Annotated in this window: 33 protein-coding genes; 17 read left to right on the top strand and 16 right to left on the bottom strand. The window is 59.8% G+C overall.

What is annotated here, in order from left to right; genetic code table 11:
• Positions 1–476 precede the first annotated feature (476 nt).
• Positions 477–803 (top strand): DUF736 domain-containing protein, encoded by a 327-nt coding sequence (locus tag AC2TC0_RS07675; protein WP_484716921.1) that lies wholly within the window; start codon positions 477–479, stop codon positions 801–803.
• Between the two features lie 168 nt (positions 804–971).
• On the opposite strand, the gene AC2TC0_RS07670 is transcribed toward AC2TC0_RS07675, so the two are convergent.
• The 3 genes from AC2TC0_RS07670 to AC2TC0_RS07660 are packed head-to-tail and all read right to left on the bottom strand — an operon-like array spanning position 972 to position 2,304.
• A complete protein-coding gene (locus AC2TC0_RS07670; RefSeq protein WP_484716920.1) occupies positions 972–1,529 on the bottom strand; it encodes a DUF2867 domain-containing protein in 558 nt (185 codons plus the stop codon).
• Between the two features lie 26 nt (positions 1,530–1,555).
• The gene (locus AC2TC0_RS07665) at positions 1,556–1,933 is read right to left on the bottom strand and encodes a hypothetical protein (RefSeq protein WP_484716919.1); all 378 of its coding nucleotides are present in this window, start codon (positions 1,931–1,933) and stop codon (positions 1,556–1,558) included.
• On the bottom strand, positions 1,930–2,304 hold the full coding sequence (locus tag AC2TC0_RS07660) for a hypothetical protein (protein WP_484716918.1): 375 nt from the start codon (positions 2,302–2,304) through the stop codon (positions 1,930–1,932). Before AC2TC0_RS07660 ends, AC2TC0_RS07665 begins: the two co-directional genes overlap by 4 nt.
• Before the next feature lie 56 nt (positions 2,305–2,360).
• Here AC2TC0_RS07660 and AC2TC0_RS07655 point away from each other — a divergent pair, with 56 nt between their 5' ends.
• The 4 genes from AC2TC0_RS07655 to AC2TC0_RS07640 all read left to right on the top strand — a co-directional run bounded on the left by AC2TC0_RS07655 (position 2,361) and on the right by AC2TC0_RS07640 (position 4,894).
• Complete coding sequence (locus AC2TC0_RS07655; RefSeq protein ID WP_484716917.1) at positions 2,361–2,918, top strand: TetR/AcrR family transcriptional regulator; 558 nt, start codon at positions 2,361–2,363, stop codon at positions 2,916–2,918.
• A gap of 47 nt (positions 2,919–2,965) precedes the next feature.
• Positions 2,966–3,121, top strand: coding sequence for a DUF1289 domain-containing protein (locus tag AC2TC0_RS07650; RefSeq protein WP_484717475.1), 156 nt, complete (start codon positions 2,966–2,968; stop codon positions 3,119–3,121).
• 163 nt (positions 3,122–3,284) lie between these two features.
• Positions 3,285–3,839 carry a hypothetical protein gene (locus AC2TC0_RS07645; protein ID WP_484716916.1) on the top strand — a complete coding sequence of 185 codons (555 nt, stop codon included), beginning with the start codon at positions 3,285–3,287 and terminating at the stop codon, positions 3,837–3,839.
• The gene (locus tag AC2TC0_RS07640; protein ID WP_484716915.1) at positions 3,839–4,894 is read left to right on the top strand and encodes a relaxase/mobilization nuclease domain-containing protein; all 1,056 of its coding nucleotides are present in this window, start codon (positions 3,839–3,841) and stop codon (positions 4,892–4,894) included. Before AC2TC0_RS07645 ends, AC2TC0_RS07640 begins: the two co-directional genes overlap by 1 nt.
• 89 nt (positions 4,895–4,983) lie before the next feature.
• Here AC2TC0_RS07640 and AC2TC0_RS07635 read toward each other — a convergent pair whose 3' ends face one another.
• Both AC2TC0_RS07635 and AC2TC0_RS07630 read right to left on the bottom strand, forming a co-directional pair.
• On the bottom strand, positions 4,984–5,751 hold the full coding sequence (locus AC2TC0_RS07635) for a sulfite exporter TauE/SafE family protein (protein WP_484716914.1): 768 nt from the start codon (positions 5,749–5,751) through the stop codon (positions 4,984–4,986).
• Positions 5,752–5,912: 161 nt separating this feature from the next.
• Positions 5,913–6,653, bottom strand: a complete 741-nt coding sequence (locus tag AC2TC0_RS07630; protein WP_484716913.1) for a Bax inhibitor-1/YccA family protein — start codon at positions 6,651–6,653, stop codon at positions 5,913–5,915.
• 213 nt (positions 6,654–6,866) lie between these two features.
• On the opposite strand from AC2TC0_RS07630, the gene AC2TC0_RS07625 reads away from it, so the two are divergent.
• From AC2TC0_RS07625 to AC2TC0_RS07600, 6 genes are all read left to right on the top strand, one after another.
• A complete protein-coding gene (locus AC2TC0_RS07625) occupies positions 6,867–7,769 on the top strand; it encodes a hydrogen peroxide-inducible genes activator (protein WP_484716912.1) in 903 nt (300 codons plus the stop codon).
• Between the two features lie 243 nt (positions 7,770–8,012).
• Positions 8,013–8,192 (top strand): DUF465 domain-containing protein, encoded by a 180-nt coding sequence (locus tag AC2TC0_RS07620; protein WP_484716911.1) that lies wholly within the window; start codon positions 8,013–8,015, stop codon positions 8,190–8,192.
• Positions 8,193–8,195: 3 nt separating this feature from the next.
• A complete protein-coding gene (locus AC2TC0_RS07615) occupies positions 8,196–8,489 on the top strand; it encodes a TFIIB-type zinc ribbon-containing protein (protein WP_484716910.1) in 294 nt (97 codons plus the stop codon).
• A 138-nt stretch (positions 8,490–8,627) separates the two neighbouring features.
• Positions 8,628–9,608, top strand: coding sequence for a TerC family protein (locus AC2TC0_RS07610; protein WP_484717474.1), 981 nt, complete (start codon positions 8,628–8,630; stop codon positions 9,606–9,608).
• 41 nt (positions 9,609–9,649) lie between these two features.
• Complete coding sequence (locus tag AC2TC0_RS07605; protein ID WP_484716909.1) at positions 9,650–10,237, top strand: phosphoribosyl-AMP cyclohydrolase; 588 nt, start codon at positions 9,650–9,652, stop codon at positions 10,235–10,237.
• A gap of 54 nt (positions 10,238–10,291) precedes the next feature.
• Positions 10,292–11,179 (top strand): universal stress protein, encoded by an 888-nt coding sequence (locus AC2TC0_RS07600; RefSeq protein ID WP_484716908.1) that lies wholly within the window; start codon positions 10,292–10,294, stop codon positions 11,177–11,179.
• 213 nt (positions 11,180–11,392) lie between these two features.
• Here AC2TC0_RS07600 and AC2TC0_RS07595 read toward each other — a convergent pair whose 3' ends face one another.
• Positions 11,393–12,013, bottom strand: coding sequence for a Crp/Fnr family transcriptional regulator (locus AC2TC0_RS07595; RefSeq protein WP_484716907.1), 621 nt, complete (start codon positions 12,011–12,013; stop codon positions 11,393–11,395).
• Positions 12,014–12,065: 52 nt separating this feature from the next.
• Between AC2TC0_RS07595 and AC2TC0_RS07590 the strand changes: the two genes are divergently transcribed.
• The 6 genes from AC2TC0_RS07590 (at position 12,066) to AC2TC0_RS07565 (ending at position 15,679) form a co-directional block, all read left to right on the top strand.
• On the top strand, positions 12,066–12,809 hold the full coding sequence (locus tag AC2TC0_RS07590; protein WP_484716906.1) for an SDR family NAD(P)-dependent oxidoreductase: 744 nt from the start codon (positions 12,066–12,068) through the stop codon (positions 12,807–12,809).
• Positions 12,806–13,486: a VTT domain-containing protein gene (locus tag AC2TC0_RS07585; protein WP_484716905.1), complete on the top strand. Its 681-nt coding sequence runs from the start codon at positions 12,806–12,808 to the stop codon at positions 13,484–13,486. Before AC2TC0_RS07590 ends, AC2TC0_RS07585 begins: the two co-directional genes overlap by 4 nt.
• Entirely contained in the window at positions 13,483–13,914 is a 432-nt protein-coding gene (locus tag AC2TC0_RS07580) for a DUF2141 domain-containing protein (RefSeq protein ID WP_484716904.1), read from the top strand. Before AC2TC0_RS07585 ends, AC2TC0_RS07580 begins: the two co-directional genes overlap by 4 nt.
• A gap of 257 nt (positions 13,915–14,171) precedes the next feature.
• The gene (locus AC2TC0_RS07575; RefSeq protein WP_484716903.1) at positions 14,172–14,798 is read left to right on the top strand and encodes a TetR/AcrR family transcriptional regulator; all 627 of its coding nucleotides are present in this window, start codon (positions 14,172–14,174) and stop codon (positions 14,796–14,798) included.
• Positions 14,780–15,064 carry a YciI family protein gene (locus AC2TC0_RS07570; RefSeq protein WP_484716902.1) on the top strand — a complete coding sequence of 95 codons (285 nt, stop codon included), beginning with the start codon at positions 14,780–14,782 and terminating at the stop codon, positions 15,062–15,064. The genes AC2TC0_RS07575 and AC2TC0_RS07570 overlap by 19 nt, the downstream gene beginning before the upstream one ends.
• A gap of 3 nt (positions 15,065–15,067) precedes the next feature.
• Positions 15,068–15,679 (top strand): DNA-3-methyladenine glycosylase I, encoded by a 612-nt coding sequence (locus AC2TC0_RS07565; protein WP_484716901.1) that lies wholly within the window; start codon positions 15,068–15,070, stop codon positions 15,677–15,679.
• A gap of 97 nt (positions 15,680–15,776) precedes the next feature.
• Here the strand turns inward: AC2TC0_RS07565 and AC2TC0_RS07560 are convergent, their stop codons facing one another.
• From AC2TC0_RS07560 to AC2TC0_RS07515, 10 genes are read right to left on the bottom strand one after another with little or no spacing between them, the layout of a single operon-like run.
• Positions 15,777–16,562, bottom strand: coding sequence for an LPD7 domain-containing protein (locus AC2TC0_RS07560; RefSeq protein WP_484716900.1), 786 nt, complete (start codon positions 16,560–16,562; stop codon positions 15,777–15,779).
• Positions 16,555–18,390 carry a type IV secretory system conjugative DNA transfer family protein gene (locus AC2TC0_RS07555; RefSeq protein ID WP_484716899.1) on the bottom strand — a complete coding sequence of 612 codons (1,836 nt, stop codon included), beginning with the start codon at positions 18,388–18,390 and terminating at the stop codon, positions 16,555–16,557. The genes AC2TC0_RS07560 and AC2TC0_RS07555 overlap by 8 nt, the downstream gene beginning before the upstream one ends.
• Positions 18,362–19,372: a P-type DNA transfer ATPase VirB11 gene (gene virB11, locus AC2TC0_RS07550; protein WP_484716898.1), complete on the bottom strand. Its 1,011-nt coding sequence runs from the start codon at positions 19,370–19,372 to the stop codon at positions 18,362–18,364. Before virB11 ends, AC2TC0_RS07555 begins: the two co-directional genes overlap by 29 nt.
• Positions 19,372–20,544 carry a type IV secretion system protein VirB10 gene (virB10, locus tag AC2TC0_RS07545; RefSeq protein WP_484716897.1) on the bottom strand — a complete coding sequence of 391 codons (1,173 nt, stop codon included), beginning with the start codon at positions 20,542–20,544 and terminating at the stop codon, positions 19,372–19,374. The genes virB11 and virB10 overlap by 1 nt, the downstream gene beginning before the upstream one ends.
• A complete protein-coding gene (gene virB9 / locus AC2TC0_RS07540) occupies positions 20,544–21,413 on the bottom strand; it encodes a P-type conjugative transfer protein VirB9 (RefSeq protein WP_484716896.1) in 870 nt (289 codons plus the stop codon). Before virB9 ends, virB10 begins: the two co-directional genes overlap by 1 nt.
• Positions 21,410–22,111: a VirB8 family type IV secretion system protein gene (locus AC2TC0_RS07535; RefSeq protein WP_484716895.1), complete on the bottom strand. Its 702-nt coding sequence runs from the start codon at positions 22,109–22,111 to the stop codon at positions 21,410–21,412. The genes virB9 and AC2TC0_RS07535 overlap by 4 nt, the downstream gene beginning before the upstream one ends.
• Positions 22,112–22,116: 5 nt before the next feature.
• Positions 22,117–22,458: a hypothetical protein gene (locus AC2TC0_RS07530; protein WP_484716894.1), complete on the bottom strand. Its 342-nt coding sequence runs from the start codon at positions 22,456–22,458 to the stop codon at positions 22,117–22,119.
• 14 nt (positions 22,459–22,472) lie between these two features.
• Positions 22,473–23,468, bottom strand: coding sequence for a TrbL/VirB6 family protein (locus AC2TC0_RS07525; protein ID WP_484716893.1), 996 nt, complete (start codon positions 23,466–23,468; stop codon positions 22,473–22,475).
• 9 nt (positions 23,469–23,477) lie between these two features.
• Positions 23,478–23,729, bottom strand: a complete 252-nt coding sequence (locus AC2TC0_RS07520; RefSeq protein WP_484716892.1) for an EexN family lipoprotein — start codon at positions 23,727–23,729, stop codon at positions 23,478–23,480.
• Position 23,730: 1 nt separating this feature from the next.
• Positions 23,731–24,435, bottom strand: coding sequence for a type IV secretion system protein (locus tag AC2TC0_RS07515; RefSeq protein WP_484716891.1), 705 nt, complete (start codon positions 24,433–24,435; stop codon positions 23,731–23,733).
• Positions 24,436–24,445 lie beyond the last annotated feature (10 nt).

Genomic DNA, 24,445 nt, shown 5'->3' with positions numbered 1-24,445 from the left:
CGGCGTTGTCGCCAGCAGCCACAGAATCCGGCGCGACGGAGCGTTTCCATTCCCTGCCCTATCGGCAGAATGCCGCAGCTTCATCCGGCAAGCCCATCATTCGGTTCCGCCAGCGGGTGCGCCAGCCAGACATTGAACGCGCGCGTCCATCCTTGCCAAATCTCCTTGCGCGTGACGGCCAGAACCGCACTCACCCACGGCCTCGTCAATGGCTTTGGTTGGCAGGGGACGGCTGCGCCTCTTGCCCCTTGCCGCAACGGTGCAGTCCGAACTTTCTTCCCCTGGCCTTGCCACCCCATCGCTAACGCGATGGGGACCCCGACGGCGCCCATTCCTCGCGGGACAAGAAACCCCGGCCTGCCCCGTCCTCGACTGCGTTGCGGCCCTGCGGGTGCAGCGGTGCAAGCCCCTGCCTGAAACCAGCCATCGAGGCCGCGAATGAGCGCGGGGTTCGACCAACACGAAGGAACTGAATCATGGCAAACATCGGCACATTCAAAAAGTCCGGCGACACCAACTACACCGGCGAGATCGTCACGATGAGCTTGCAGAAGAAGAACGTCACCATCGTCGCCGAGGAAGCAAGCGAGAATGAAAACGCCCCGTCGCACCGGGTGTTCGTGGCCAAAGCCGAGATCGGCGCCTGCTGGCAGAAGACCTCCAAGGAAGGCCGCGATTATCTCTCGATCAAGCTCGACGATCCCAGCTTCACCGCCCCGATCTTCGCCAGCCTGTTCGCCGACGAAGATGGCAAGACGTTCAACCTGATCTGGTCCCGCGCCCGCGCCTCGAACGGCAACTGACCAACGCACCCAAGCCCCGTCCGGCTCTGCCGGGCGGGGCTTTTGCCTGAGAAACTCAATTGGCGCCCAAGTCGGGTTCAGCTCAATTTGCCGGAATGCTTTGGATCCCGGAACGGCAGCTGTCGGGCGCGGACGTAGCCGACGCAACGTTTGATTGCTTCAAACCAATCAGATTCGACCGCTCTTCACGGCGCTGACGAGCAGTTGCCGCATACCCAGTTTGTGAAAGGCCGCGATCGCCAGCAGATAGGCTTTTCCGCTGAAGCCATGTGGGTGGCAGATGGTGCTGACCGTGACGCAGGGATACTCGCCGAATTCCCGCAATATCGAGATACGGAAATCGAGGTGACTGTTGTCGCGTCCGGCAACGATCTCGTCAGGCCATAGGGCAAAGATCGGCCAGGGCCCGATGTTCTCACCGACGCGATATTCCGGCTTGATCGCTGGATGGAGAATGTCAGCATCGTCGGGAACGTGGAGTCCCCCTTTTGCCGCCAAGCGATTCCGGAGGATCAGCAAGGCCTTCATCCAGCCGGGATGGTGACCGAAAATGGCAAAGAAGAGTTCAGGCATGGTCTGATCGGTAATGGAAAGCGGCGCACGCCAAGAATCCTGGAACCAGCCGCCCACGGGAAACAGCTCGGCCAGTCTCGACGTGTCGGGAAACGGAACTTCCACAACACCCGTCTTGCGCCGCATTGCCACATCTAACCTGTCGTGTTCCATTATGCCTGAATACCCTCGCCCATCATTCACTGCGGCGTGACAAAACACAGCAGACCGAGTGCCAATAGGACTATCCAGGCTGGATGCCGCCCGCGTGTTGCCCAAATCCAATAGAGACCCGACAGCACGAAGGTCACGGCCAACGCCAGGCAGAGAGTGCTCCGCAACTCGGAAATCGCCATTTTGTCCGCGAGCAGCCAGAGTATTGCGGCAAATCCGAACCCGAAGATGGACACAATGTGCCAAGTGCCGCGGATAGTGGCGATGCGATGGGAAGGCAGGCTTTGCAGCGGTGTTTCATTCGTTCCGCGCAAATGACGAAAGATCAATCGCTCGCCCAGGATCGAATGCACAAGGGCAAGCAAGACGGCCAACAACGCCCCAAGGGCAAGCTGCCAACTCAACTCACGGCTCCAGCGATACCGATCAGGCCGGTCAGAGTGAAAAGCGATGTCGAGGGGAACCGCCAGGGTGCAATGCCACCCTTGGCGGCGACGGCAATACTCAGGGCGCCGCAGCTCAAGCAGAAGATCGACATGGCCAGAACGAGCGAGGATGCCACGTCGGAGCCTGCGGCTGCGGCAAAGAATATGGTGATCGCCATCAGCATGAGTGTCACCAGATGCCAGCAATAATAGGCCAACCACTTAGCCGCTTTCGGCAGGCCCGCATCAGCCAGCAGCGGCCGGGCGACATGGCGACCGCCGACGAAGGTGTGGACGCAAAACGTGATCAGTGCGGTGAGGCTTGCTAGCCAAAGAATCAGACTTTGCATGGCGAATCATCTTTTATAGAATTTATTTTCTAGTATATGGGTCGTGTATGGGAAGGGTGTCAAGCTTTGAAGACCGGATCGTCTATGCTGCTCTCGGACGGTTGCTGGCGGACGATGGGCAGGCGACCGTCACCATGCTGCGCGAAGCCACAGTCATCTCGATCGGATCGCTCTACCACCGTTTTGGCTCACGCGAGGGGCTAATGGCCGAAGCCTGGCTGTACGCCGTCCGGGCGTTCCAGGCGCGGATCATGGAAGCGTTCGCGCATGAGGATGCAGTAACCGCCGGGATTGAAGCGGCTCTTGCTACACCCCGCTTCTGCCGCGAGGAACCGGACATAGCATTGGTTCTTGCCTGTTGCCGCCCGTCGGAGTTCCTGAACCCGGCCACGCCGCAATCGCTCCGCGAACAGATCGACCATGTAAATGACGAGGTTGGTGCCGCCATGCGCGCATTTGCAAAGCGCATCAATCGGCCGTTGCTGATGTGCCGCCTTGCGATTGTCGCCTATCCGCTTGGTGCAGTACGACTGTTCCTGCCCAAGTCATCCGTGCCAACGGAGGTTGATGTCGAGGTAGCGCGGGTTGCCGCATTTCATTTCAAGGACCAATAACAAACGCAGATTACATGCGGTTGTAGACCTCGGTCCCATGCAAAGATATTTGCCCGCTGGACACCAGTTCCAGCGTCTGCACCGGCTGCGGTCGCACACTTGGCGAGATCGCCGAATGGGGGAGCGCGACCGCCAGCCGTCATCATGAAATCATCCGGCGATCTTCGGCCCGCATGGGAAGCCGCGCTTCCCATCCCGCCTGAAACTTCAAATCCCCAAGCGCACCCGAAGCTCCTTATTGTCCGAAGTAGAAACCCGCTGCGGGTGTGCTTGTCTTAGGGGATTTGTCCGATTTGTCTTTAATGCAGGATATGCCTAGCGGCGCGTGTTGTCATACATTGCTCTTGTTTATCACGGGCATGTTTGATGGCGACAAATCACTTTGCGAACACGGCGATGCTCAGCATCCGGCTCGACGCCGATGCGCTTGCGGCGTTCGACAGGCTGGCGGTCGGGCGTGGCGGACGCAGCGCGCTAGTCCGGCAGATGATCGAACGGACGTTGCAAGAGAGCGATCAGCGTCCGCTCATTGACCGCCCCGAGGGCGCATCGCGCAATCGCGTCTCGCTGCGCTTTACCGATGTCGAGATTACCGTGATCGAGGTTCGGGCGGCACAGCGCTCGACCGATCGTGCGGGCTGGCTCAAGGCATTGGTGCGCCGCCACCTGGCCCTCAAATCGCGCGTCGATGACGGGCTGCTGGCGGAACTCGCACCGATCAGGATGCAGTTGCTGCGCATCGGTCGAAATCTCAATCAGGCGATGAAGGCGGCAAACACCGCCATGCTCGAAACCGGCGACAAGCAGATCGAACCCGAGCTGCGTCGGATTGCTGACATGCGAATGGAAATCTCCGAGCAGGTAACGGCCGTTGGCGAAGCGATGCGCGGCGATGTCAGCTACTGGGCGGTCGCGGATTGATGACTCTGGAATCGGCCCTGTGGGAAGCGACGCGCCCCGCCTTCCGGGTGCGCTACATCCATGACCCGGCCAATTCGCCGCGCGTCCCGCTCTATGCCAGCTATGGTTTTGCCACCGGGCCGACCGCACGGGCCAAACTGGCGCGGATCGTCCGCAAGGCGCCCGAGGTGGTGGTCAAGGTAACGGGTCGCCAGCACGGCGGTCGCCATGTCAGAGCCCATCTCGACTATATCGGACGCAAGGGTGACGTGGACATCGAAACCCGCGACGGCGAAGTCCTGACAACCAAGGATGACCTTGCCGAGCGCGCGGCGGAGTGGAGCGACACCCTCCAATGGCGGTCGCGGCCCACGGTATCATCGGTATCGCTGATTTTCTCGATGCCCGAAGGCACCGATCCCGAAAAGGTGCTGGGCGCCGTTCGCGCGCTGGCTCATGCCGAGCTGAGCGACAACTACGATTATGTCATGGCCCTCCACACCGATACACCACGCCCGCATGTTCATCTGACGGTGCAGGCCGAGGGGCTGGATCGCAAAAGGTTCAATCCCCGTCCCGTTCAGCTCAATCGTTTCCGCGAACGCTTCGCCCGCGAGCTGCGTGCACGAGGTGTAGCGGCCGAAGCCACACCGAGACGGGCGCGTGGGCAGGGAATCGCCGGATCAAGCATGGCACTGGTCAAATTGCGGGCGCGGCTGCGAACCGAAGGGAGTCGCCAGATAACGAACGCCGACCGGCGCTCCAATGAGCAGGCCATTGCCGTGGCGCGTGGCCAGGATCAATTGCCGCCGTTCATCGCCGCCGGCACATTGCGCTGGCACGAGATACGCCGTGCCTATGAACAAACCGCCGCTGCCCTCGACGCCACCGGGCAAGCCGACGACCGGGAGCTTGCGCGCGATGTTCGCACCTTCCTCGACAAGCATCAGGAAATGAACGCCACGCCCGAAGTCTTTGCGGCGCACCATGCCCGAATGTCGAAACCAGGAGTACCGCTGAGGGATGTCGAGCCGCCTGCACCTCCACCGGTCGACAAGGGAAGAGGTCGACGATGACGGTGAACTGGATCGGATTACTTCCGTGCGATGTCGTGCTGACAATTTTATCGCAGGGTGCCGGATCAGACAGACGAGTGCCAACGGTATCAGGACCAAAATAGTGCCCGCAGCACACCGTAGATACTTGTGAGCGTGAGTACGATCCCGACCAGGATGAGCAATGGTCTGGCCGGAACCCGTTTCGCCAGCAACGCTCCGAGCGGTGCAGCGGCGACGCCTCCGATGACTAACCCAACCGTGGCGATGGTAAATACCGCGAGGCCTAGGGTAGCGATGAACGTGGCGGAGATAGCCACCGCCAAAAAGAACTCGACGGTGTTCACGGTGCCAACCACTTTTCTGGGGCTTCCGCCTTGCACCAGCAGGTTGCTGGTCACTACCGGACCCCAGCCGCCGCCGCCTGCCGCATCGAGGAAGCCCCCGACAAGCCCAAGCGGCGCGACAAACTTGGGCCTCTTTGCCACTGGAGGAAATCTGATACCGCGCCACTGCAGATACAGGCCAATGGCACACAAGTACGCCAGCACGAATGGCCGAGCCGCTTCGGCATTGATCGTGGACAGTACATAGGCACCCAGGATGCCGCCTGCCACGCCGGGAATCATCAACCGCCAGAAGAGCTTCCAGTCCACATTGCGATGGGCGATGTGGCTAATGCCCGAAGCGCCAGTGGTGAAGCTTTCGGCAGCATGGACCCCGGCCGAGGCTGCGGCGGGGGGAACACCCATGCTGATAAGCAACGTATTCGAGATGAGGCCGAACGCCATGCCAAGCGCGCCGTCCACGAGTTGCGCCGCAAATCCGATGGCGATGAAGGGCAGCAAAGCCTCAATAGTGAATGCCGTAAGGTCCATGGCGGCTATCGCGTCCTCAAAATGGAACGATCGATGCCGTTCTTAATGCCCCGATGGGGCAGTGGCTCGCGCTGCGCGTTGGCTGTCAAGATGCGCAGGGTTCCAGCGAACGCCCAACGGCGCACCTCTCCCACTTGGGCCCAGTGGATCACGGCGGTGATTCAACGCCGCTGGCCCATGAACTGAAGCAGGAAGCTGAACATGTTGACGAAGTCGAGATAAAGCGACAGCGCGCCCATGATCACGGTTTTGCCCATCATGTCGGTGTCCGCCACCTCGAAATACAAACTCTTGATCCGCTGCGTGTCGTAGGCGGTGAGGCCGGCGAACAGCAGTACGCCGATGAAGCTGATCGCCATCTGCATCGCGGTCGATTGCAAGACGATGTTAATGATCATCGCCACCAGCAAGCCGACCACGCCCATGATCAGGAAGGTGCCCATGCCGGACAGATCCTTCTTGGTGGTGTAGCCGAACAGGCTGAGGCCGGCGAAGGCCGCAGCCGCCGCGAAGAAGGTGGTGGCGATCGAGGTGCCGGTGTAAACTAGGAAGATCGATGCCATCGACAGCCCCATCACCGTCGCGAATGCCCAGAAGAGCAGTTGCGCGGTGCCTGTCGAAAGTCGATTGATGCCGAAGCTCAGCACCAGCACGAACGCCAAGGGGGCAAGCATGATCACATATTTGAGAATGCCCGGACCGCCGAGAATCTGCGCCGCCATCCCGCTGCTTGCAAACAGCAGGGCAACGATTCCGGTCAGCAACACGCCAGACGCCATGTAATTGTATACCGACAGCATGTAGGATCGAAGACCCTCATGGTAGGCGAGACTTTCCTGGCCAACTCCGGTCGCTCCAATTTGCGGGCGGATTGTCGATCTGGGGTCAAATCCGTTTGCCACGTTATTCTCCATTTCCTCAAAGATTGACCGCCCGTCAGCTGGAATATCGCTTGGCCTCCGGAACGGGTCTTCAGTCTTCACCTCCACCAATCATCGAATTTGGCGACGCGTGGTTTCTGATAAAAAGGCTGCTGAATTCACCATAGGCGAAAATCATCCGATAATATATGGCGAAGCCGATAGGCATAGACTATTACTCAACGGAGACCTTGAATGCCAACTCTGCGCCAGCTGGAATATCTCGTCGCCGTTGCTGACCTCCATAATTTCCGCCGCGCAGCGGACGCCTGCAATGTCTCGCAACCCACCCTCAGCCAACAAATGCGAGCGTTGGAGGACCGGCTGGGGGTTGCTTTGATCGAACGAAGAACCTCGGGAGCCGAACTAACCCCGATCGGACGCGAGATCGCCGCGCGGGCTCGACGTCTGGTGATTGAGGTGCAGGACATTCGCGACCTTGCGCGGCGGGCGGGCGAGAATCTCGCGGGGACACTCCGTTTCGGAGTGACGCCCACATTGGGGCCATATTTGATGCCTCCGATCATTGCAGCACTTCACCGCGAGCAGCCTGATCTCAAGCTTCATGTCAGAGAGGGGATTCCCGAAGAACAGGCGCTCGCGCTGTCGCGAGGCGCGCTTGACATGCTGCTTGGACCGCTACCGATTGAGGGCAGCGACCTCGAAGTAGAGCCCTTGTTTCGCGAGCGATTGTTCCTCGTCGCACCGTCCGACCATCCGTTTGCTAGGAATTCGGGTCTTAGCCTTGCGGACCTGAAAGGCGTGCAGGTTCTCAGCATCTCTAGGACCCACCACCTACATCACCAGGTGGCTGCGATCTGCGCCGAACTCGGCATGGACCTGCTGCGAGACTATGAAGGCACAAGCCTCGACAGCATCCATCAGATGGCCAGTTCAGGGCTGGGGCTTGCGGTACTCCCAGAGCTTTACATCCGGTCGGATGTCGGTGGCCGTGCGGGCATCGACGTGCTTGAGCCCGAGGGGTGGGAATATACACGCAGCATCGCGGCGGCATGGCGATCCGGTGCTGCATACGGCGACGCCTATCGGACGATTGCTGAACGAATTCGAGTTGAGGCGCGCGCCCAGATTGGGTGAATCGCTTACCGGCAACAGCAGCCGGTGATAGGCTGTTGCTATTGACCGGCGAACGAAATTGAATTGGCAGTCTATCGCCGACGTGGCTAATTTAGCGACTGCGGGCCGGGTCCCTCTGGCGGCTGTCTTACCCCGACAGCCGCGATGTCGAACCGCATCGAGCCAACCCAATGCAGTCCAATACCCCCAGTAGGACTACATTGTGGTTGGTTCGATTGGCAAGTCATCAATTGGAGACAGGCAATGAACGCGCAAATTTATCGACTGCTGTCGATGCACAGCAAACTGGACGCCGAGGTGCGTTGCGAACAACAGCGGCGCTTTCCTGACGTATGGCGGCTGTTGCGGCTGAAAAAGCTCAAACTGGCGATCAAGGATCGCATGCATCGGCTCGCATTCGCTCGCCCAATTAAGGGGGTATAGGCGATGAGAAGTTCAGAAGCCGTCGCCGTCATGCCCTGTCCAATCTGCAAGACAGGGCTGACAATGTCCGACCGTCAAGGCGTCGAGATCGATTTTTGTTCAACATGCCGCGGCGTGTGGCTCGACCGTGGCGAGCTGGACAAGATCATCGAACGCAGCGTCGCGGATGCGGCGCCGGCCCGGCGCGAACCCGAACTCCAGAGCCGTGTCCACAGGCAGGGCGGATATGACGATGATCACGATCGCTATCGCCACGGCAAGCGGAAGAAGTCGTTTCTGTCCGAGCTGTTCGATTGACCTCCCCCGCCGCCGATTCGGATCGGCGGCGGCATTTTTACACGCCTGCTTCAGATTCCTTCGGGACCGAGCAATCAGTCGTGATCTTGGATTATGGCCCATCGGCTTGACTATGGACGCCTAGAACGGAACGGACGCATGGAGTTTCTAATTATGGACTGGCTGGGAACGCCGGTCTGGTTCTGGCTATCCTTCCTCGGATTAGTCGTCGCGCTAACCGCGTTCGACCTTGGCATATTGCACAAGGAAGACCGGGAGATGGGCATAAGCGAGAGCCTGAAGCTGTCGGTTTTCTACATCAGCATCGCGCTTGCCTTCGGACTCTGGGTCTGGCTCCAAAAAGGTGCCGAGAGCGGGATGCAATATTATACCGGATTCTTCATCGAAAAGGCACTGTCGATCGACAATGTTTTCGTGATCAGCCTGATATTCACTTATTTCGCGATTCCCCGGAAATACCAGTACCGGGCCCTTTTGTGGGGCATCATTGCCGTTATCTTTCTGCGCGGCGTCATGATCGCGGCGGGTGCTGCCATCGTGCAGGAATATTATTGGGTGCTCTATATCTTCGCCGCCTTCCTGATTGCGACCGGCGTCAAAATGCTGTTCACCGGCGATCAGGAAATGGACGTCGCCAGGAACCCGGTAGTCAAATTCATTTCCACGCACATGCCTGTGACGAAGGAACTGCACGATCAGCATTTCTTTGTGAAGGTGCCCGATGAAAAAACCGGAAAATTGGTGCGGGCGGCAACGCCTTTGTTTCTTGCGCTGGTGATTATCAACCTGGCCGATCTCGTGTTCGCCGTCGATAGTGTGCCCGCTATCTTTGCCATCACCACTGACACCTTCATCGTTTATACCTCGAACATCATGGCGATCCTGGGTCTGCGCGCACTGTATTTCGCCCTCGCCGCGATGGTCCACCGGTTCCATTATCTCAAATATGCGCTGGCGTTGGTGCTGGTGTTTATCGGATCGAAGATCTTCGTGTCGGACTTCATCATGGGGGGTGATAAATTCCCGCCGGTGATGAGCCTCACGGTGACCTTTGCCCTCATTCTTGGTGGAATAATCTACTCGCTCTGGAAAACCCGGGGTGCCGCGGAAACCCCATGAAATCCCCCTCAAAACCAACCAACCACAACAGGAGAATACCGATGAAACATTTTGTCCTTACCCTACCCGCCATCGCAGGCTTGGCGCTGGTTGCGGCGCAGCCGACGATGGCGCAGCAGGCACCGACGATGTCCACGGCTGTCGCAGTCTATGCACCCATCACCATTGTCGAAGTTGAAGCCGCACAAAGGGCTTGGGGCGATGCTCTGGTCGCGATCTCGACCGAATATGACAGCAATGGCAAAGCTGCTGCGACGCGAACTGCTGAACGGGTGATCGACACGGCGTACGGTTACAACATGGGGCCGGTTTTGTTCAAGCCGACACTGGCCGCAGCCCCGACCACGTTCCGCACTACCCGTGAAGGCGCGCTTTCCTATTTCGTCGGGGGCAATCCGAAATACCCCGGCGACAGCGGCTTCGCGCTAAAGCACTGGCGCAGTTACAAGATCGACAATGCCGCCATCCTGATAACCGGCAACAGCGCCATATCGATGGGCAATGTGACGCTCACCGACAGCAAAGGCAATGTGACTGTGGTTGACAAGACCTTTGGTTACGTTCGCGATGGAGAGGGCAAGCTGCGGATCGTGCTTCATCACTCGTCGCTGCCTTTCGTAGCGAAATAGGCGTGCGTCCAAGCGTCCGGGCGAAGTCACGCTAATCACCGACCAGGCTCCACAATGGGGCGCACGCCCGCACCACGCGATCCGCCAGAAAGAAGAGGAACACAAATTATGTCCAGTCACACCCTCATGCTGTATGGCTCGCTGGAAGCCTCCAAGCCAACCACTGGGCCCACCGCCTTTGCAGTGGGCGCAGCCGCTGCGCTTGGTGCCCATCTTGATGTCTTGGTGCCATATACGGACTTTCTGATGCCAGGAAGCTGGGAAGGGCGCTCTGCCGAACAGATCGAACAGGAAACCGCCGTACGGCGCCAGAATACCTCTGCACTGGCCGAAGCCATCGCGGCTCAAGCACTCGAACGCGGTGTGCCAGCGTCAACCCAGACCGACTGGGCGCATGCGTTTGGTCTGATCCCCTTCGTGGGCGATAGGGCCAAGCTGCATGACCTTACGGTTACTGGGGTAGACCATAGTATCTTTCTCAGCGAACGTAAGATTGCGGAACATGTGTTGTTCGATTCCGGTCGCCCTGCGGTCATCGTTCCTAACCGTTATGCGGAACCTTTCGCCTGCCAGCGCGTGATGGTCGCTTGGGATCACAGCCGTACGGCTGCACGCGCGCTGCATGATTCCCTGCCCTTTCTGCGGCTTGCTGAAGAGGTTACGCTGGTGGCGGTAAGCGGCGATAAGCGTTTCCAGACAAGCCCCGATCCCGTAACCATCGAGGCGGCTCTTGCCCAGAAGGGCCTGAACGCCCGGTTCGAACAAATCCATTTGGGTGAGGGATCGATTGGTCAGGCGCTCCAAAGCTACGCTTTGCAATCCGGTGCGAACCTTTTGGTGATGGGCGCTTTTGGCCATTCGCGACTACGGGAGTTCATTTTGGGCGGCGCTACGCGAGAAATACTCGATGACCCACGCTTACCAGTGCTGATGTCACATTGACCATGGTACCGAAGCAATCGGCGCGACCAGAGCGGTGCCATCATGGCTGCGGCTCATTTGCCTGTGATCGTAAACAAGTAGACCGACAGCAGGCCAGTTGGTTCGTCCACGTTTGAACGGCAACCACGGGGGCTGCAGTCGCCAATGCATCCCCGAGTGAGCCAAACCACCAAAGTCAACGGCCCCCGATCAAGTCATTGCCGCGCCAAGAATCTATGAGGCGCGCGGCAAGACTGGCGGCGTTACGGAAGTCTTCATCGCCGTAGTCTGAAGGTCAAGACGCCGCTTGATACGACTAAACGCTATCGGCGTGATGCCAAGATATCGCGCAATGTCACCTTGCGACAGTCTCTCCGCCAACTCAGGCTCGATCTCGCGGAAACGAAGCAGTCGTTCGCGCGCGGATAAGCGCAGGAGGGTTTGCTCGCGCTCCGCCTTGCGCACCCTGACCCAGTCGATGAACTGCGCGTAACTCCGCTGCAACTCATCGCTACCGCTGATTTGCTGCCGGACCCACGAAAGCGGAAGTCGCACCAATTGGGAGGCCTCAATGGCATAGGCGCCAAAGTCGGGGCCACCCTCCTCGCGGCCGAAAACTCCCTGATCGACGATGAAGCTCTTGATCGTCTCACCGCCGCCGACTGAAAGGTAGGAGAGTTTCACAAGGCCACTGAGCAACAAGAAGACGTCCCGGCAGTCCGAATCGGGATCGAAGATTGTCTCTCCCTTGGCGATAGCGCGGACACGCCAAAGCTCGTCGCGCTCAGCCCGTTGTTGCAATCGCTCGATCAGCCAGGGCGCGGAAAAATGTTCAGGGACTAAACCTCGGTTCATCAAGATCGGCAATTAGCAGGCTAGAATGCAGTGCGAAAGGAAAAGCAGGCCGATGCCGACTAGACCGCGACTATTGCGTTCGCCTACGACCATCATTCTCACTGGAGGCACGTCGGGGATCGGGCTCGAATTGCTGGTCCGCTTGCTGCGCGACGGGCACAAGGTCGTTGTGCTGGCACGACGCGCATCGACGCTTTCGCCCGAGCCGGGCCTGATCCCGATCGACATCGACCTTTCAAACGTCGCTGCCGTCAGGGAGATATGCGTGCGGCTTGCTGCGGATCATGGCGATGCGACCATGCTGATCAACAATGCCGCCTTGCAATATTCGGCCCAGTTGACCGACCCTGATTTCGATCCGCAGCGGATGGAGACCGAAGTTGCGATCAACCTCGTCGCGCCGGCGCTTCTGACATACGCCATGTTGCCAGCGTTCCGGGGTCATGGCCGACGCGCGGCGATCATCAACATGTCCTCCGGTCTTGCATACTTCCCGAAGCAAAAAACCGCGCTTTACTGCGCGACCAAGGCTGCCCTCAGCAGCTTTACGCGCAGCCTGCGCTACCAGCTTGAGAGCGACGGCGTTCTGGTCAGCGAAGTCGTGCTGCCGCTTGTGGATACCCCGATGACAGAGGGTCGAGGCACGGGAAAGATCAGTGCCGCTGCGGCTGCGCAAGCGATCCTTGCCGGAATTGCGGACCGGCGCGAGACTGTCCATATCGGCAAGGCGAAGCTGCTCCCCTTCCTGACTAGACTGGCGCCCGGGGTCGGCCATCGCATATTGCGCGGCACATGAAGGAACTGCTCAAAGTCGCGATTGTGCTGGCGCTGGCATTTGCGTCGACAGCGTTGATTATCAAGGCGAGCGGCGTTGCAACTGAAGCGGGTGTGATTGCCTTTGTCGAAAACGCGCGTTCGATCCACCCCGCCTACCTCGTTGCGGCGGTTATCCTCATCCTGCTGATCGATCTGTGGATCGCCGTGCCGACGATGGCGACGATCATGCTGGCGGGCTATGTGCTCGGGCCGCTGCTGGGCGGGGCTGCGGCAGCGCTTGGCCTGATGGTTCTCGGCGTCACTGGCTATGCCATGGGATGGCGGATCGGTCGCCCGCTGCTGCTGCGGATCTACAAACACCCGGCCAAGCTCCAGGAAATCGAGGATGCGTTCAGCCGCAACGCCGTCCTGACGCTCTTTGCCTGCCAGGCACTGCCCATCCTGCCCGAACTCAGCTGCACCATGGCTGGCGTTTCGCGCATGCCCTTTGCCAAATTCGTTTCAGCATATGCCGTGGGCGTAGTCCCGTTTGCATTTGTCGTGGCCTGGGCTGGATCGAGGTCGACGCTGTCGGACCCGACGCCCGCCATCTACACCGCAATCGGAGTTAGCGTGTCGCTCTTGCTCGCTTGGCGATTGCTGTCGCGCAAGAGACTTTCGCAACCCGCTGCCCAGCCCGAAGGAGAGATTTTGTGAAATGGACTTTTGCTTTGGTCGTGCTCGCAACCGCAGCTCCGCTCACAGCCGACGACACGGGGTCGATCACCGTGCAAATCTCTAACCTAAAAACAACCTCGGGTCAGCTCCGCTGCGCTCTTTTCCGCAGTGCGGAAGGTTTTCCGCGCGAACCGCAGCGCGCCTCGGCGCGGGTTGTCGGCACGATCGACGGACGGACCGCTACATGCCATTTCAGCAAGATTGCGCCAGGACGCGTTGCCATCACGGCATTTCATGACGAGAACAACAATGGCAAGGTCGATCTGCGTTTCGGGCTCATCCCCAAAGAAGGCATCGGATGGAGCCGCAACCCTCGTGTCAGCATGCGAGCACCAAGATTCGAGGAAGCTGCCCTTCAGTACTCCGGTGGCACAAGCACAGTCGACATCAGGCTTAACCAGCGTTGAGAGAGACGATCCTGGAACCGTGATATTTCTTAAGCGCGAAACCCGCAAAATGGCTGCATTTCGAGTTTTTCGCGCGGAATCCGACCATCCGGAGTCCCCAACGCATCGGCCGATAACGACAAGTTTTCGGTCGTTCCCGCTAACTCATTAACTGCTCCAAAGCCGCCGTAGGTTCACTGGGCTGAAGAGGAAGGTTCCATGCTCGATTAGGACAATTGTCCTAGACATGCACCGTCTCGTTGTTCTATGAAGCGCTCATGTCAGAAGAAGCTTCATCAGTAGCGGGGGAATCAACAAGCATGCGGATTGTCGCGGTGGCGGATCGGCTCTTCTACAACCAAGGCTTCGAGGCGACATCCTTTGCCGACATTGCAAAGCAGGTCGGTCTGTCGCGCGGTAACTTCTATTACCACTTCAAGACCAAGGATGAGATTCTTTCTGCTGTCATCGCCCATCGTTTGAAGGGTACAAGGGCGATGCTGGACGCTTGGGAGCATGAAGGCGCCGCGCCAGCGGAACGGCTGATGAGTTTTGCTCATATTCTTGTCGCCAACCGCCCCCAGATCATGGCGTATGGCTGTCCCGTTGGCACGCTTTGCAACGAGCTGGCCAAGTTGGACCACGATGCCCTGACCGAAGCGTCAGCGATCTTCGCGCTCTTCCGTGAATGGCTCACCAGACAGTTCGTGGCGCTGGGTCATGCAGCTGATGCCGACGCTTATGCAATGCACCTCTTAATGCGCAGCCAGGGCGTTGCAACATTGGCGACGGCCTTTCGCGAAGAGAGTTTCGTCGATCGCGAGCTGGCTGCAATCGGGCAATGGATCGCCAGCCTCGCCCCGCAAACAGTAAATGGAGAGTCGCCATGTTTATCATCATCCTGAGGTTCGCTGATAAATCCAAAGCGCCTCCTCTGATGGACGCGCACAATGCCTGGATCAGACAGGGTTTCGATGACGGCGTATTCCTTTTGGTCGGATCGTTGCAACCCGCCGCTGGCGGGACAATCCTGGCCTATGGCCTGACCAGAGCCGAGGTTGAGCAGCGCGTCGGCGAAGACCCTTTTGTGGCGGAGGGTGTTGTCGATCCGGAGATTCTCGAGATTGCCCCCGCCCGTGTCGACGAGCGCCTCGCTTTCTTTAAGGATTGAAGCATGGCAGCGACCTTCACAGGCCCGGATGGACAGCCACGCTGCAACTGGTGCTCAGCGGCACCGGAGTTTCTTGACTATCATGACCGCGAATGGGGCTTTCCCGTGGCAGATGACCAGCGTCTGTTCGAGAAACTCTGCCTCGAAAGCTTCCAATCAGGCCTGAGCTGGCGCACCATCCTTACCAAGCGCGAGAATTTTCGCGCGGCATTTCTCGGTTTTGATTTCGACCGCGTTGCAGCATTCACCGATTCAGATATTGCGCGGCTGCTGCAAGATGAGGGTATTGTGCGCCATCGCGGCAAGATAGAAGCTGTGATCAACAATGCCCGCCGCGCTCAGGAACTGGTCATTGCAGAAGGCTCGCTTGCGGCCTTCGTTTGGCGTTTTGAGACTCGGCCTGAAGACCTGGCCGTACCGCAATCCGCGTCAACCTCGGCAGCGTCGGTATCGCTCTCGAAAGAACTGAAGAAGCGAGGCTGGGCTTTCGTCGGCCCTACGACGGTTTATGCATTCATGCAGGCGATGGGGCTGGTGAATGACCATGCCGAAGACTGCGTTCTTCGAGATAAGGTCGCCCGAGCTCGAGCTGAGTTTAAGGTGCCAACGGCGTAGATCGCAACGGCGGAAAACTGCGATATCCACTTAATACCCGACAGTCCGCTCCCCCTAACTTTGCAGTCATAAGAACACGATGCCGCCATCTTACGCATCACCGAGACCGTCCGTCGCGCCGCAACGCCTGTTCCTGCGTGAAGTCGCGCACCCGCTGAGCTTGCTGGTTTCGGACCTGAATGACGGCAATCTTGTCACCCTTCGCGATCCGGATCGCAATCTCCTGACGTCTGGCCTCTACTTCCTTTGATGCCGTGACCGGATCGTCGAGGTATTTCGCGCGGGCAATCGAAATGGTCTGGGCAACCAGACTCTGCGCGCGGCGCAGGTCTGGGTCACGCGCGTTCTCGGAGTGTGATTGGCTCAGAAACCTATCCGAGAGGGCTTTGAGCCTGGTCAGTTCGTCTTCGGTCTGCGGCGTCTTTGAGCCTGCCTTCTTTCCTTCGCGGCGCATATCGCGTTCGGCGAGCCTTGTCCGCAGACGGTCAGCTTCGGCCTGGACTACCTTTGACGGGCTGTAATTCTCGACAGCCAGCCCTTGTGCGGCAGCAGCGAGATAGGCCGCCTTCTTGAACTTGTCGCCACCACCCACTTTGATCGATGTCCAGCCATTCGCCTTTGCGATCCGTATGATTTCGGGAAGAGCGTCGAGATTGCTGGTCTTGAGCCGGTCGCCCGCGATCCGCACGATCGGGGTTTTGTCGTCGGAGGTGCGGTAGAGCTTGTTGCCGACGCGCAGGAATTTGCCCGTGAGATCGTCGGTGATGGTGGGCGGTTCGGATTTGCGCCTGGGCTTTTCCGGGGCAGCTTTCGCCGTCACCGGCTTGGGTTTGGCAGTCCGACTGCGCCCCGAAGGCGCGCTTCCTTCAAGATCATCACCCATGTTCATCGCCTTCCTCTATGATGATGCTTGCCTGGCCGTCGCGATCCAGAGTCAGCAGATCGGCAAAGAAGCTCGGATAATCGTCGGTGCGGATGTCGTCCGGCGTCAGCGGATGGGCTGGATTCCCCTCTGCCTCTTCCTCGGTCATGTCACGGAACGATGGAGGTGCCGGTGTCACGCGGATTTGCTTTTCGAGCGGCGGAACAATGGGCGGCGCAAATGCACGTTTCTTGAAGAAGCGGCTCTTGTAATAAAAAATCTTGGTGCCGATGATCGGCGAGATGCCGCCGCGCAGCAGGATCAGCTTGTCCACTGGAAATTGCATCAGTTCTTGGGGCAGCATCAGCGCGCGGCGCTGTTCGGAGATGGATTTGGAGCGATTGGCGAGCCAGCCATTGATCGTGAGCGATCGGGTGACACTCTCTTGTCCGACATATCCGATGCGATCCGACAACTCGTTCGCAACCCGCAGTTCCTTGGGCGTGAACGCCACTTCGACACCGCAGTTGGCGACGATCTCGTCGGCGACATGCTCGCCGTAAACGCCGCGCAGTTGCGAGCGTGACTGGATCACCGGGAGCAAGCGGATGCCGTAGCCCGCGACATAGGAAAAGGCGCTGGCGATGACCGAGGCGCGACCGAGCCGGGCAAACTCATCGAGGATGACCAGCACCGGAATCGGCGCCCTGTCATCGGGCAATTCCCGCACATTCAGGTCGATCAGTTGCTGGAACAGCAGATTGTAGAGCGGCGCGATGCGGTCGAGTTCATCGGGCGATACGCCGAGGTATATCGAGATGTGCCGTTTGCGCAGATCGCGGAGATCAAAATCGCTGGCCGAGGTTGCCGCATCGACCAGCGGATTGAGCCACAGGCCGAGGACGTTGGTGATGGTCTTCTTGATGTCGGCAAAGCTGTTGTCCGAACCGCCGGCGAAATCATTAAGTGCCGTTCGGCATCCTGTGGACAGGCTGAGGATGGGATTGGCGAGTTCTTTTTTGAAGAAGCTGCGCGCGTCGCCTTCGGTCAGGTAGCGGTAGATCGACCCCATCGTCAGCGGTTCGTCGCTGGTTTCCGCAAGCCAAGCACCGACTCCCGCAAAACCCGTGCGCGCGCCGTTTGCCCAGAAGGCTTCGCCACGATCGGGCGCGACGAACAGCATGGTGGCGATTTTTTGCAGCTCGATGATCACATCGTCGGGATCGCCGCGGTCGACATAGGCGAGCGGGTTGTAGCGCGCGGTTCGTCCCTGCCGGTCGGTCGGGTTGAACAGGAAAACGTCCTGTCCGTAAGCGCTGCGGAACCCCGCGCTCGCGTCGAAGTTCTCGCGCTTCACATCGAGAACCACGACTGAGCCTTGCCATGTCAGCAGATTGGGAATGACGATGCCGGTGCCTTTGCCCGAGCGGGTTGGCGCTTCGACAAGGACATGCTCTCTACCGCCGAACGTCAGGAAGCGCCCACCTTTGCGGCCGACGACGATGCCTGCTGTCGCGCGGAAGCCGTGCCGCTTGAGTTCGCGTTCGCTGGCGAACCGTGCGGCCCCGTGGAGCGGAGCGCCGCGCGCCCACAGCGCATAGATCAGCCCGGCAAGCAGCGTGACGCCGCCCGCCAGCCCGCCCGCCATTGCCTGCACGACACGCGGATCGCCGCGATAATACCAGACAAATTGCGGCATTTTGAGCGGGTCATAGGCTTCCACGGGAAGTCCGAGCAGCACCCAGCCGATCATGCTGGCGACGGCGAGCGCGATCAGGCTCCCAAGCGGGATGGCAATCAAATATCGTGCGGCCCCGCCGTCAGGCGAGGTGCCTGCTCTCCGGGTCATAATAGATCTCCGTCACCCGAAACTCGCCATCGGTTTTCTTGGTCTGGACAACGACATCGACCAGCATCTTGAGCAGTGCGCGAATGTCACCGCGCGCCAGATCGGAGCCGCCTTCGCTTTCCTTGACCAGCAAGGTCAGTTGCTCGAACGCCAGTTCCGCCGAGTCCGCATGGATGGTCGTGATCGAGCCGGGATGCCCTGAATTGACGTTCCGCAGATAGAAGAAGGCCGTCCCGTCGCGCAGTTCCTGGAGCAAGATGCGGTCAGGCCGCATCCTGAGCGCACTTTCCAGCAAGTGCTTGGCGGTGACGTTCGCGGTTCCTTGGCCGTCCTTGGCATAAAGCATGTGGACGACATTCTTGTGCGGAACGACCAGTTCGCGCGTGTCCTCAATCGTCAGCAACCGTTCTTCGGGCGGAATGAGCTGGATCAGCCCCTTCGATAACGTAGTCTTGCCCGAGCCAGTGGCACCCGAGATCAGGATGTTGAGTCTGGCTTTCACCGCGCGGTCGAAAAACTCGACATGGCGGCCTGCCTTGAGCAGCGCGAGCAAGTCCAGTTCGTGAGCCGACACCTGCTTTTCGGCAATGCGCGTATCCTTGAACAGACCTGCCGCCTCGAAATCTGCCAGGGTCATGGTGACGGTGGAGGGTTTGCGAACGGTGATAGAGACGGTTTCATCGGGGACGACGGGCGGCACGATGATTTGCACCCGTTCGCCGGTCGGGAAGATGGTCGAGACAATCGGGTTTTCGCGGGTGATGTCCTGAGCGGTGTAGGCGGCTGCGGCGGTCGCCAGCGCCATCAGATTCCTGAAATCGAGGCTGGGTTCGCTTTCCCATGTCCAGCCGCCGCGCCGTTCGATTCCAACTTCTTGTGGGCGGTTGATGACCAGTTCGGTGACGCGCTCGTCATCGAGATATTTGCGCAACGGGGCGGTCACGCTGTCGAGGACAGCGGTGTTTTTGCCCGGCGCGGACATTATTTGAGCGCGAGGCCGTAAACGGTAGAGAAGTCGAAATCCTGGGCGACGGTGATGCCAACATCCTCGCCTTGGTTCTTACGCAACACGGGTTTGATCTGGCCATTCTGTTGCAGAATCGTCGAAGCTGCATCGGAAGGAATGCGGGTGGTATTGGAGCCGTTGTTGCCGACGGCTTCCGCGCCGACCGTAGCCGCGTCTTCGACCAGGCTGAACAACAGGGCGGTGCCGAACCGCTGCCAGAAGAAATTGTTGACGCGGCCATCCATCCCGCCACGACCGAGCGCGTCGGTTGCTGGCGACGCCACATCTATCGCGATCCCGCGCGGAGTGACGGCCCGCGTCCACAGCACAAACAACCGGTATTGGCCGCGATCAAGACCGCCCTGATATTCGCCGAGGATCTTCGTGCCTTTCTCCATCAGCACGACGCGGCCATTGTCAGAATAGACGTTACGCGGGACGACGCAGCTCACATAGCCGGGCTGGCTTGAGTCCATCGCGGATTGCAGCACGCACGGGATGAAGCTGCCCGCCGTAATCAGAAAATTGCGGTCGGGAAGTGACCGAGCTTGCGCCTGTCCGATTGCCGATCCCTGGCGCAGCGTGTCGAGATTGGTGGCAGGCGACGAGGGCTGGCGTCCGGCAACTGGTTCACCGTAGCCGCTGGCCCGAATACCCGCGCTGCCGCTGCCACGTTCCCCGCCATAGGCAATAAGCGAAGACCGCCGTGCAGCTTCGCGCAGCACTTCGGCTTGCGATGGCTGGCGGACTTGCTGAGTGGGCGGCGGAAGCTGCGACGGTGCGGGCCCGGCACCAATTGCGGGAACGATTTGCTCGCCTACGGCAATCGGTGCGTTGGGATCGGTCGCCGCTCCCGCCAACGTCGGTGCGATGACGGTTGCCGGATCATATTGCGCGGGTTCGAGCGCCGGTTTGGGTTTGACAGGGGGAAGGCTGGAGTTCCCGGTCAGTCCTGTTCCTAGCGCCAGCACGGTAAACATGATGGCGCCTGCGGCGGCGGCAAACCCGATCATTTTCTTCGGGTCCATCGCCGTTCCCGGCATCGACGGCATTTTGCTGGCGCGCTCGACGGCTGGTGCGCGATCGATTTCCTGGGGATCGGGCGTTTGATCGACCGTCGCGCGTTCGCCCCTTGGGATTTCGGCCATTATCTTTTCTCCCCACTATCTTGACCGACCGTGCGCTCGACGATGCTCGACGCCGTGCCTGTCTTCGGGTCGCGCCCGTAAAAATCGGGGGCTTCGTTGAACACGCACAGCACTTCCTTGCCGCGCCGGAGACGAAGTTGGGCAAACACGCCGTGAATCACGACAAATTCGTCGCGGACATCGAAAGGAACGATGCTTTCGCTCCCATCAGGATTGACCGCGAAGAAAGCCGGAAGCTCGCGCTGGTTGGGAAAGCGCAGCGCGGTGAACTGGCCGTTGTCGGTGATTTCGGAGGGCTGGATCGCCGAAGAGCCCTGCACCGAATAGCTCAGGTTCCGCTTCCCTTCGAGGACCGCGAGATCGAGTGCCGAGCGGATCGCGCCTGCTTGTAGCGCGACGGCTTGGGAATATGCCGCCTGCGTTGCCGCTGCCTGCGCGGCGGCGGCTTCCTCGCGTGGATAGCGGAACACGACCTTGAAGAAGGTGTCAGCCGAACGTGCGCCGATGCCCCCGCGCCGCGCCGACAGCTCGAATGTGTAGGTGCGATTGCCCGTGCTGGAGCGGGTGATGACGATGAGGTTGGTAGCCCCTGCCAGCTCGCGTGGTTTGATGAACAGCGAGTTTTCGGCCGGGGCCACCTCCCACGATACGGTATCGCCCAGCGCGACATGCTCGACGCGCTCACCGGGCGAAAACACGATTTGCGTCGCGGAGCGGAAAACGCCGACAATGCGGAAAACCTGCGTGTCGCTGTAGATCACTTCGCGGATGCGATTGTCCTGCGCGGTTGGGCGCGGGGTTTCGCTGGGGCGTGCAGGTGCGCTGGCCAGCATCAACGCGATTGCCGTCAGGCAGCTCATTCTTTTCATTGCGTCACCTCCAGGTCGGCGCGGTAGGTTTGCACTTCCAGCCCGAGGGGGTTCTTGAACCGCTGCTGTTCGGTGGTGGGCGTATCGGTGGTGTCGTAAGTCACGGTCGCAATGGCGGGCGTGTCGGTGACAGTTGCCCCGCGCTGAAGCGTCTTGGTGAAGCGTATCTGTGCGACCTCGTCGGAAACGAAAGTGACGGACTTGACCGCGACGAACACCGTATCGAGATCGGTGAAGGTCGATTGTGGCGACTTGGGATTGTCCTTGCTGTAGAACGCCGTCCACCGCGCTTGCTCATCGCGCGACGACATTGCCAGCACGCCCTCGAAAAACTCCTGGCGTGCCTGCGGTATCCAGCCCTCGCGGTTGCGGACATAATCGGCGAGAAAATATTTGGCGACGGCCTCGTTGTAGGTGATTTGCCGGTCGTCCGACCCCCAAGAACCAGAGAGGGGCGAGGTAATTTCGCTCGCGCCAGTCGCCTTATCGACGGTGATGACATAGGGCGCGACAGTCTTGAGCGGCGTCAGCATGGCAACCGCTGCAACGCCGGTGATCGCCAATCCGCTCGCCGCTCCCGCAACCGTCCATGCCAACCGCTTCGAGCGGTTGGCCGCGATCAGCCGGTCGTGATCCCAGCTCGCGGCTTCCGCAAAATAGGCTTTGAGATCGTCCTTGTCTTTGACGCCGACCGCCATGACGTTCAGCAACTCTGGTTCGAGATGGAGGGCGACAAACCACTGATCGGCGGAACTTGAGGGTCGGAGTTGAGTTCCGGCGCTGCTGGCTTTGATGCGGCTGGATTCTTGTCGGGAAATACCTCGACACCTCGGCGTTCCCGTTCTCGACTTTGCGGCTGGGCTGGTGGCGTGGAGGTTCCGTTCTCTGGATCGACGCTTGGCAAGATCGTCCCATAGGGATTGGCTGGGCGGCGGTTCTTGCCATCGCACTTGGCCAGTTTTGGCGATTTCGGTGCAGCAGTGGCAGCGCCGATCGGCGCAATCAGCGCCAGCGCCACCACGATACTTAGAATACGCTTACCCATGACCTACTCCCCTTTTACTGTGTCCCGCGGCTGACCGAGCCGGATGTCCGCATCCGCGCGATCCCGCGCGCAAAGCCGCGTTCGATGGCTCGGCTGGTTGCTTGTGTGGCGGTTGCGCCGCGCCCCGCGACAAAGCCGCCTGCGGCTGCGATCGCCGATGCGAACTGGTTGGCGAGTGCAGGCCCGCCGCCGCCGAGCGAGGCGGCCAGCATCGGGATTTGCAGGAAGAAAAAGAAGCCGAGCGCGTAGAAGGCCAGCGCCTTGATCGCAGCCATGCCGATTTCGTCATTCTCCGAAATCGTCGCGATGACGGCTTCGCCGGTCTGCGTCAGGAATAATGTGAGCACGAGCGCAAACACGATCAGCATCAGATAGTTGATGCAGGCACCGAGCCAGGCGAAGAAATAGCCGCGCGTGGATTCGAACAGCAGTCCGGCGACGAACAGCGGCCCGACGACTGACAACAGGGCGAGCGCAAACAGTCCGAAGGCGCTGATCACGAAGCCGATGGCAGCGCAAAGCAGCGTGGCGATAATCACCATCACCACGAGGAAGCCGGAAAAGACTGCATAGCCTATGTCGGGGATTGTCCCCTGGGTTTGCTGATAGTCGGCGGCGATCTTCCGCATGGTGTTCGCGGTCTCAAAGCCCGTCCCTGCGAGCTTGTCATAATATCCGCCCAGACCGCCGACATCCGAGCCGCCCAGCGCGCTGGCGAACTGGCCTGGAAGGCCACCCAGCGCAAACATGCCAATCTGGCTTCCGTAGAGCGAGGTCACGGCAAAATAGAGAAAGGCGAGCTGGCAGCCGCGATAGGCATATTCGCGGAAAGGATATTGCACCGCGCCGCGCATGATCGCGTAGCCGAGCAGCGAGATGTAGATCACGATCCCGATCCGCAGCGCCGGAGCAACGATGCCGATCACGGCTGCATATTTCCCGACAATGCCAGCCAGCGCATTGTTCAGCGCCTCGAACATCGTGGTAAAAACATGATCGCTGAAGTCCATGCGCGTGGCTCAATCCTTGGACGTGATGGCGATTTGCGATTTGGCGAATGCGGCTGCGCGGCAATTTGTCGTGACCACGGCGGGCTGCGTGACCGCCGAGGCGTTTGATCGCGCCCATTCACGACATATCTTCTGCATCGGCTCGATCTCGCCGGGATTGGCGACATAATATCGCCAGTCCCGCGCAGGTATGTCGGCCTGGGGTGTGGTCCCGCCACACCCCGCCAGTAGCAATGCCGTGCAGACGATCGCCGACCGCAACTCATTGCCCCTTGTAGTAGCGGCTCGCTTCATCGAGCTTTTGGGCGAGGGCGGCTTGCCCGGCGGCGGCGCGCTGGCGTTCCTGCGCCTGCTGCTGCATTGCGATGGCTTGCAATCGGAGCTGGTCGTTCTGCATTGCGGCGGACTCGAGTTGCAGCCGCGCGGTCAGGTCGGCTACTTCCTTCGCGGTCGCCGCACTGGACAAGCGCCTGCGTAGCTGGTCGAGACCTTCTGCCCGCGAGGTCACGGCAGCGCCCATATTCTCGGCGAGTCCGGCATTGATGCCGATGTTACGGGCGTTGAGATCATAGGCCGCGCGGGACTGTTCCGAACCGGAAAGGCCCAATTGCTTGAGCAGGTCGCGATAGACGGCATCGGCCTTGGCGCGGCCAGCGCCGACAACATCGAGATTGCCGTTGCCGAAACCTTCGAGCGAACCACCCGATATGTCGAGTTCGCGCAGGGCATCGGATTTGAGTTGCTGCGCCAATTGCGGAATGTCGGTGAGCTTGTTCAAATCTTGATAGAGCTTCTGCGCTTCCGCGATTTGCTGCTTGCCCTGCGCCACCACCTGAATCGCCTGCCGCACCGCATTGATCTGCTGGATCAAATTGGCGCTGTCATGGACGGCGATGCCCTGCGCGAGCGCAGGCATCGGGGCTGCGAACAGCAATGTTGCACAAAGTGTCTTGGTCAGTTTTTTCATCGACTTGTCC

The sequence above is a fragment of the Sphingopyxis sp. sgz302558 genome, assembly GCF_057220455.1.
Note: the sequence above shows the minus strand (reverse complement) of the source record. Positions and strands in the feature narration are given on the sequence as shown.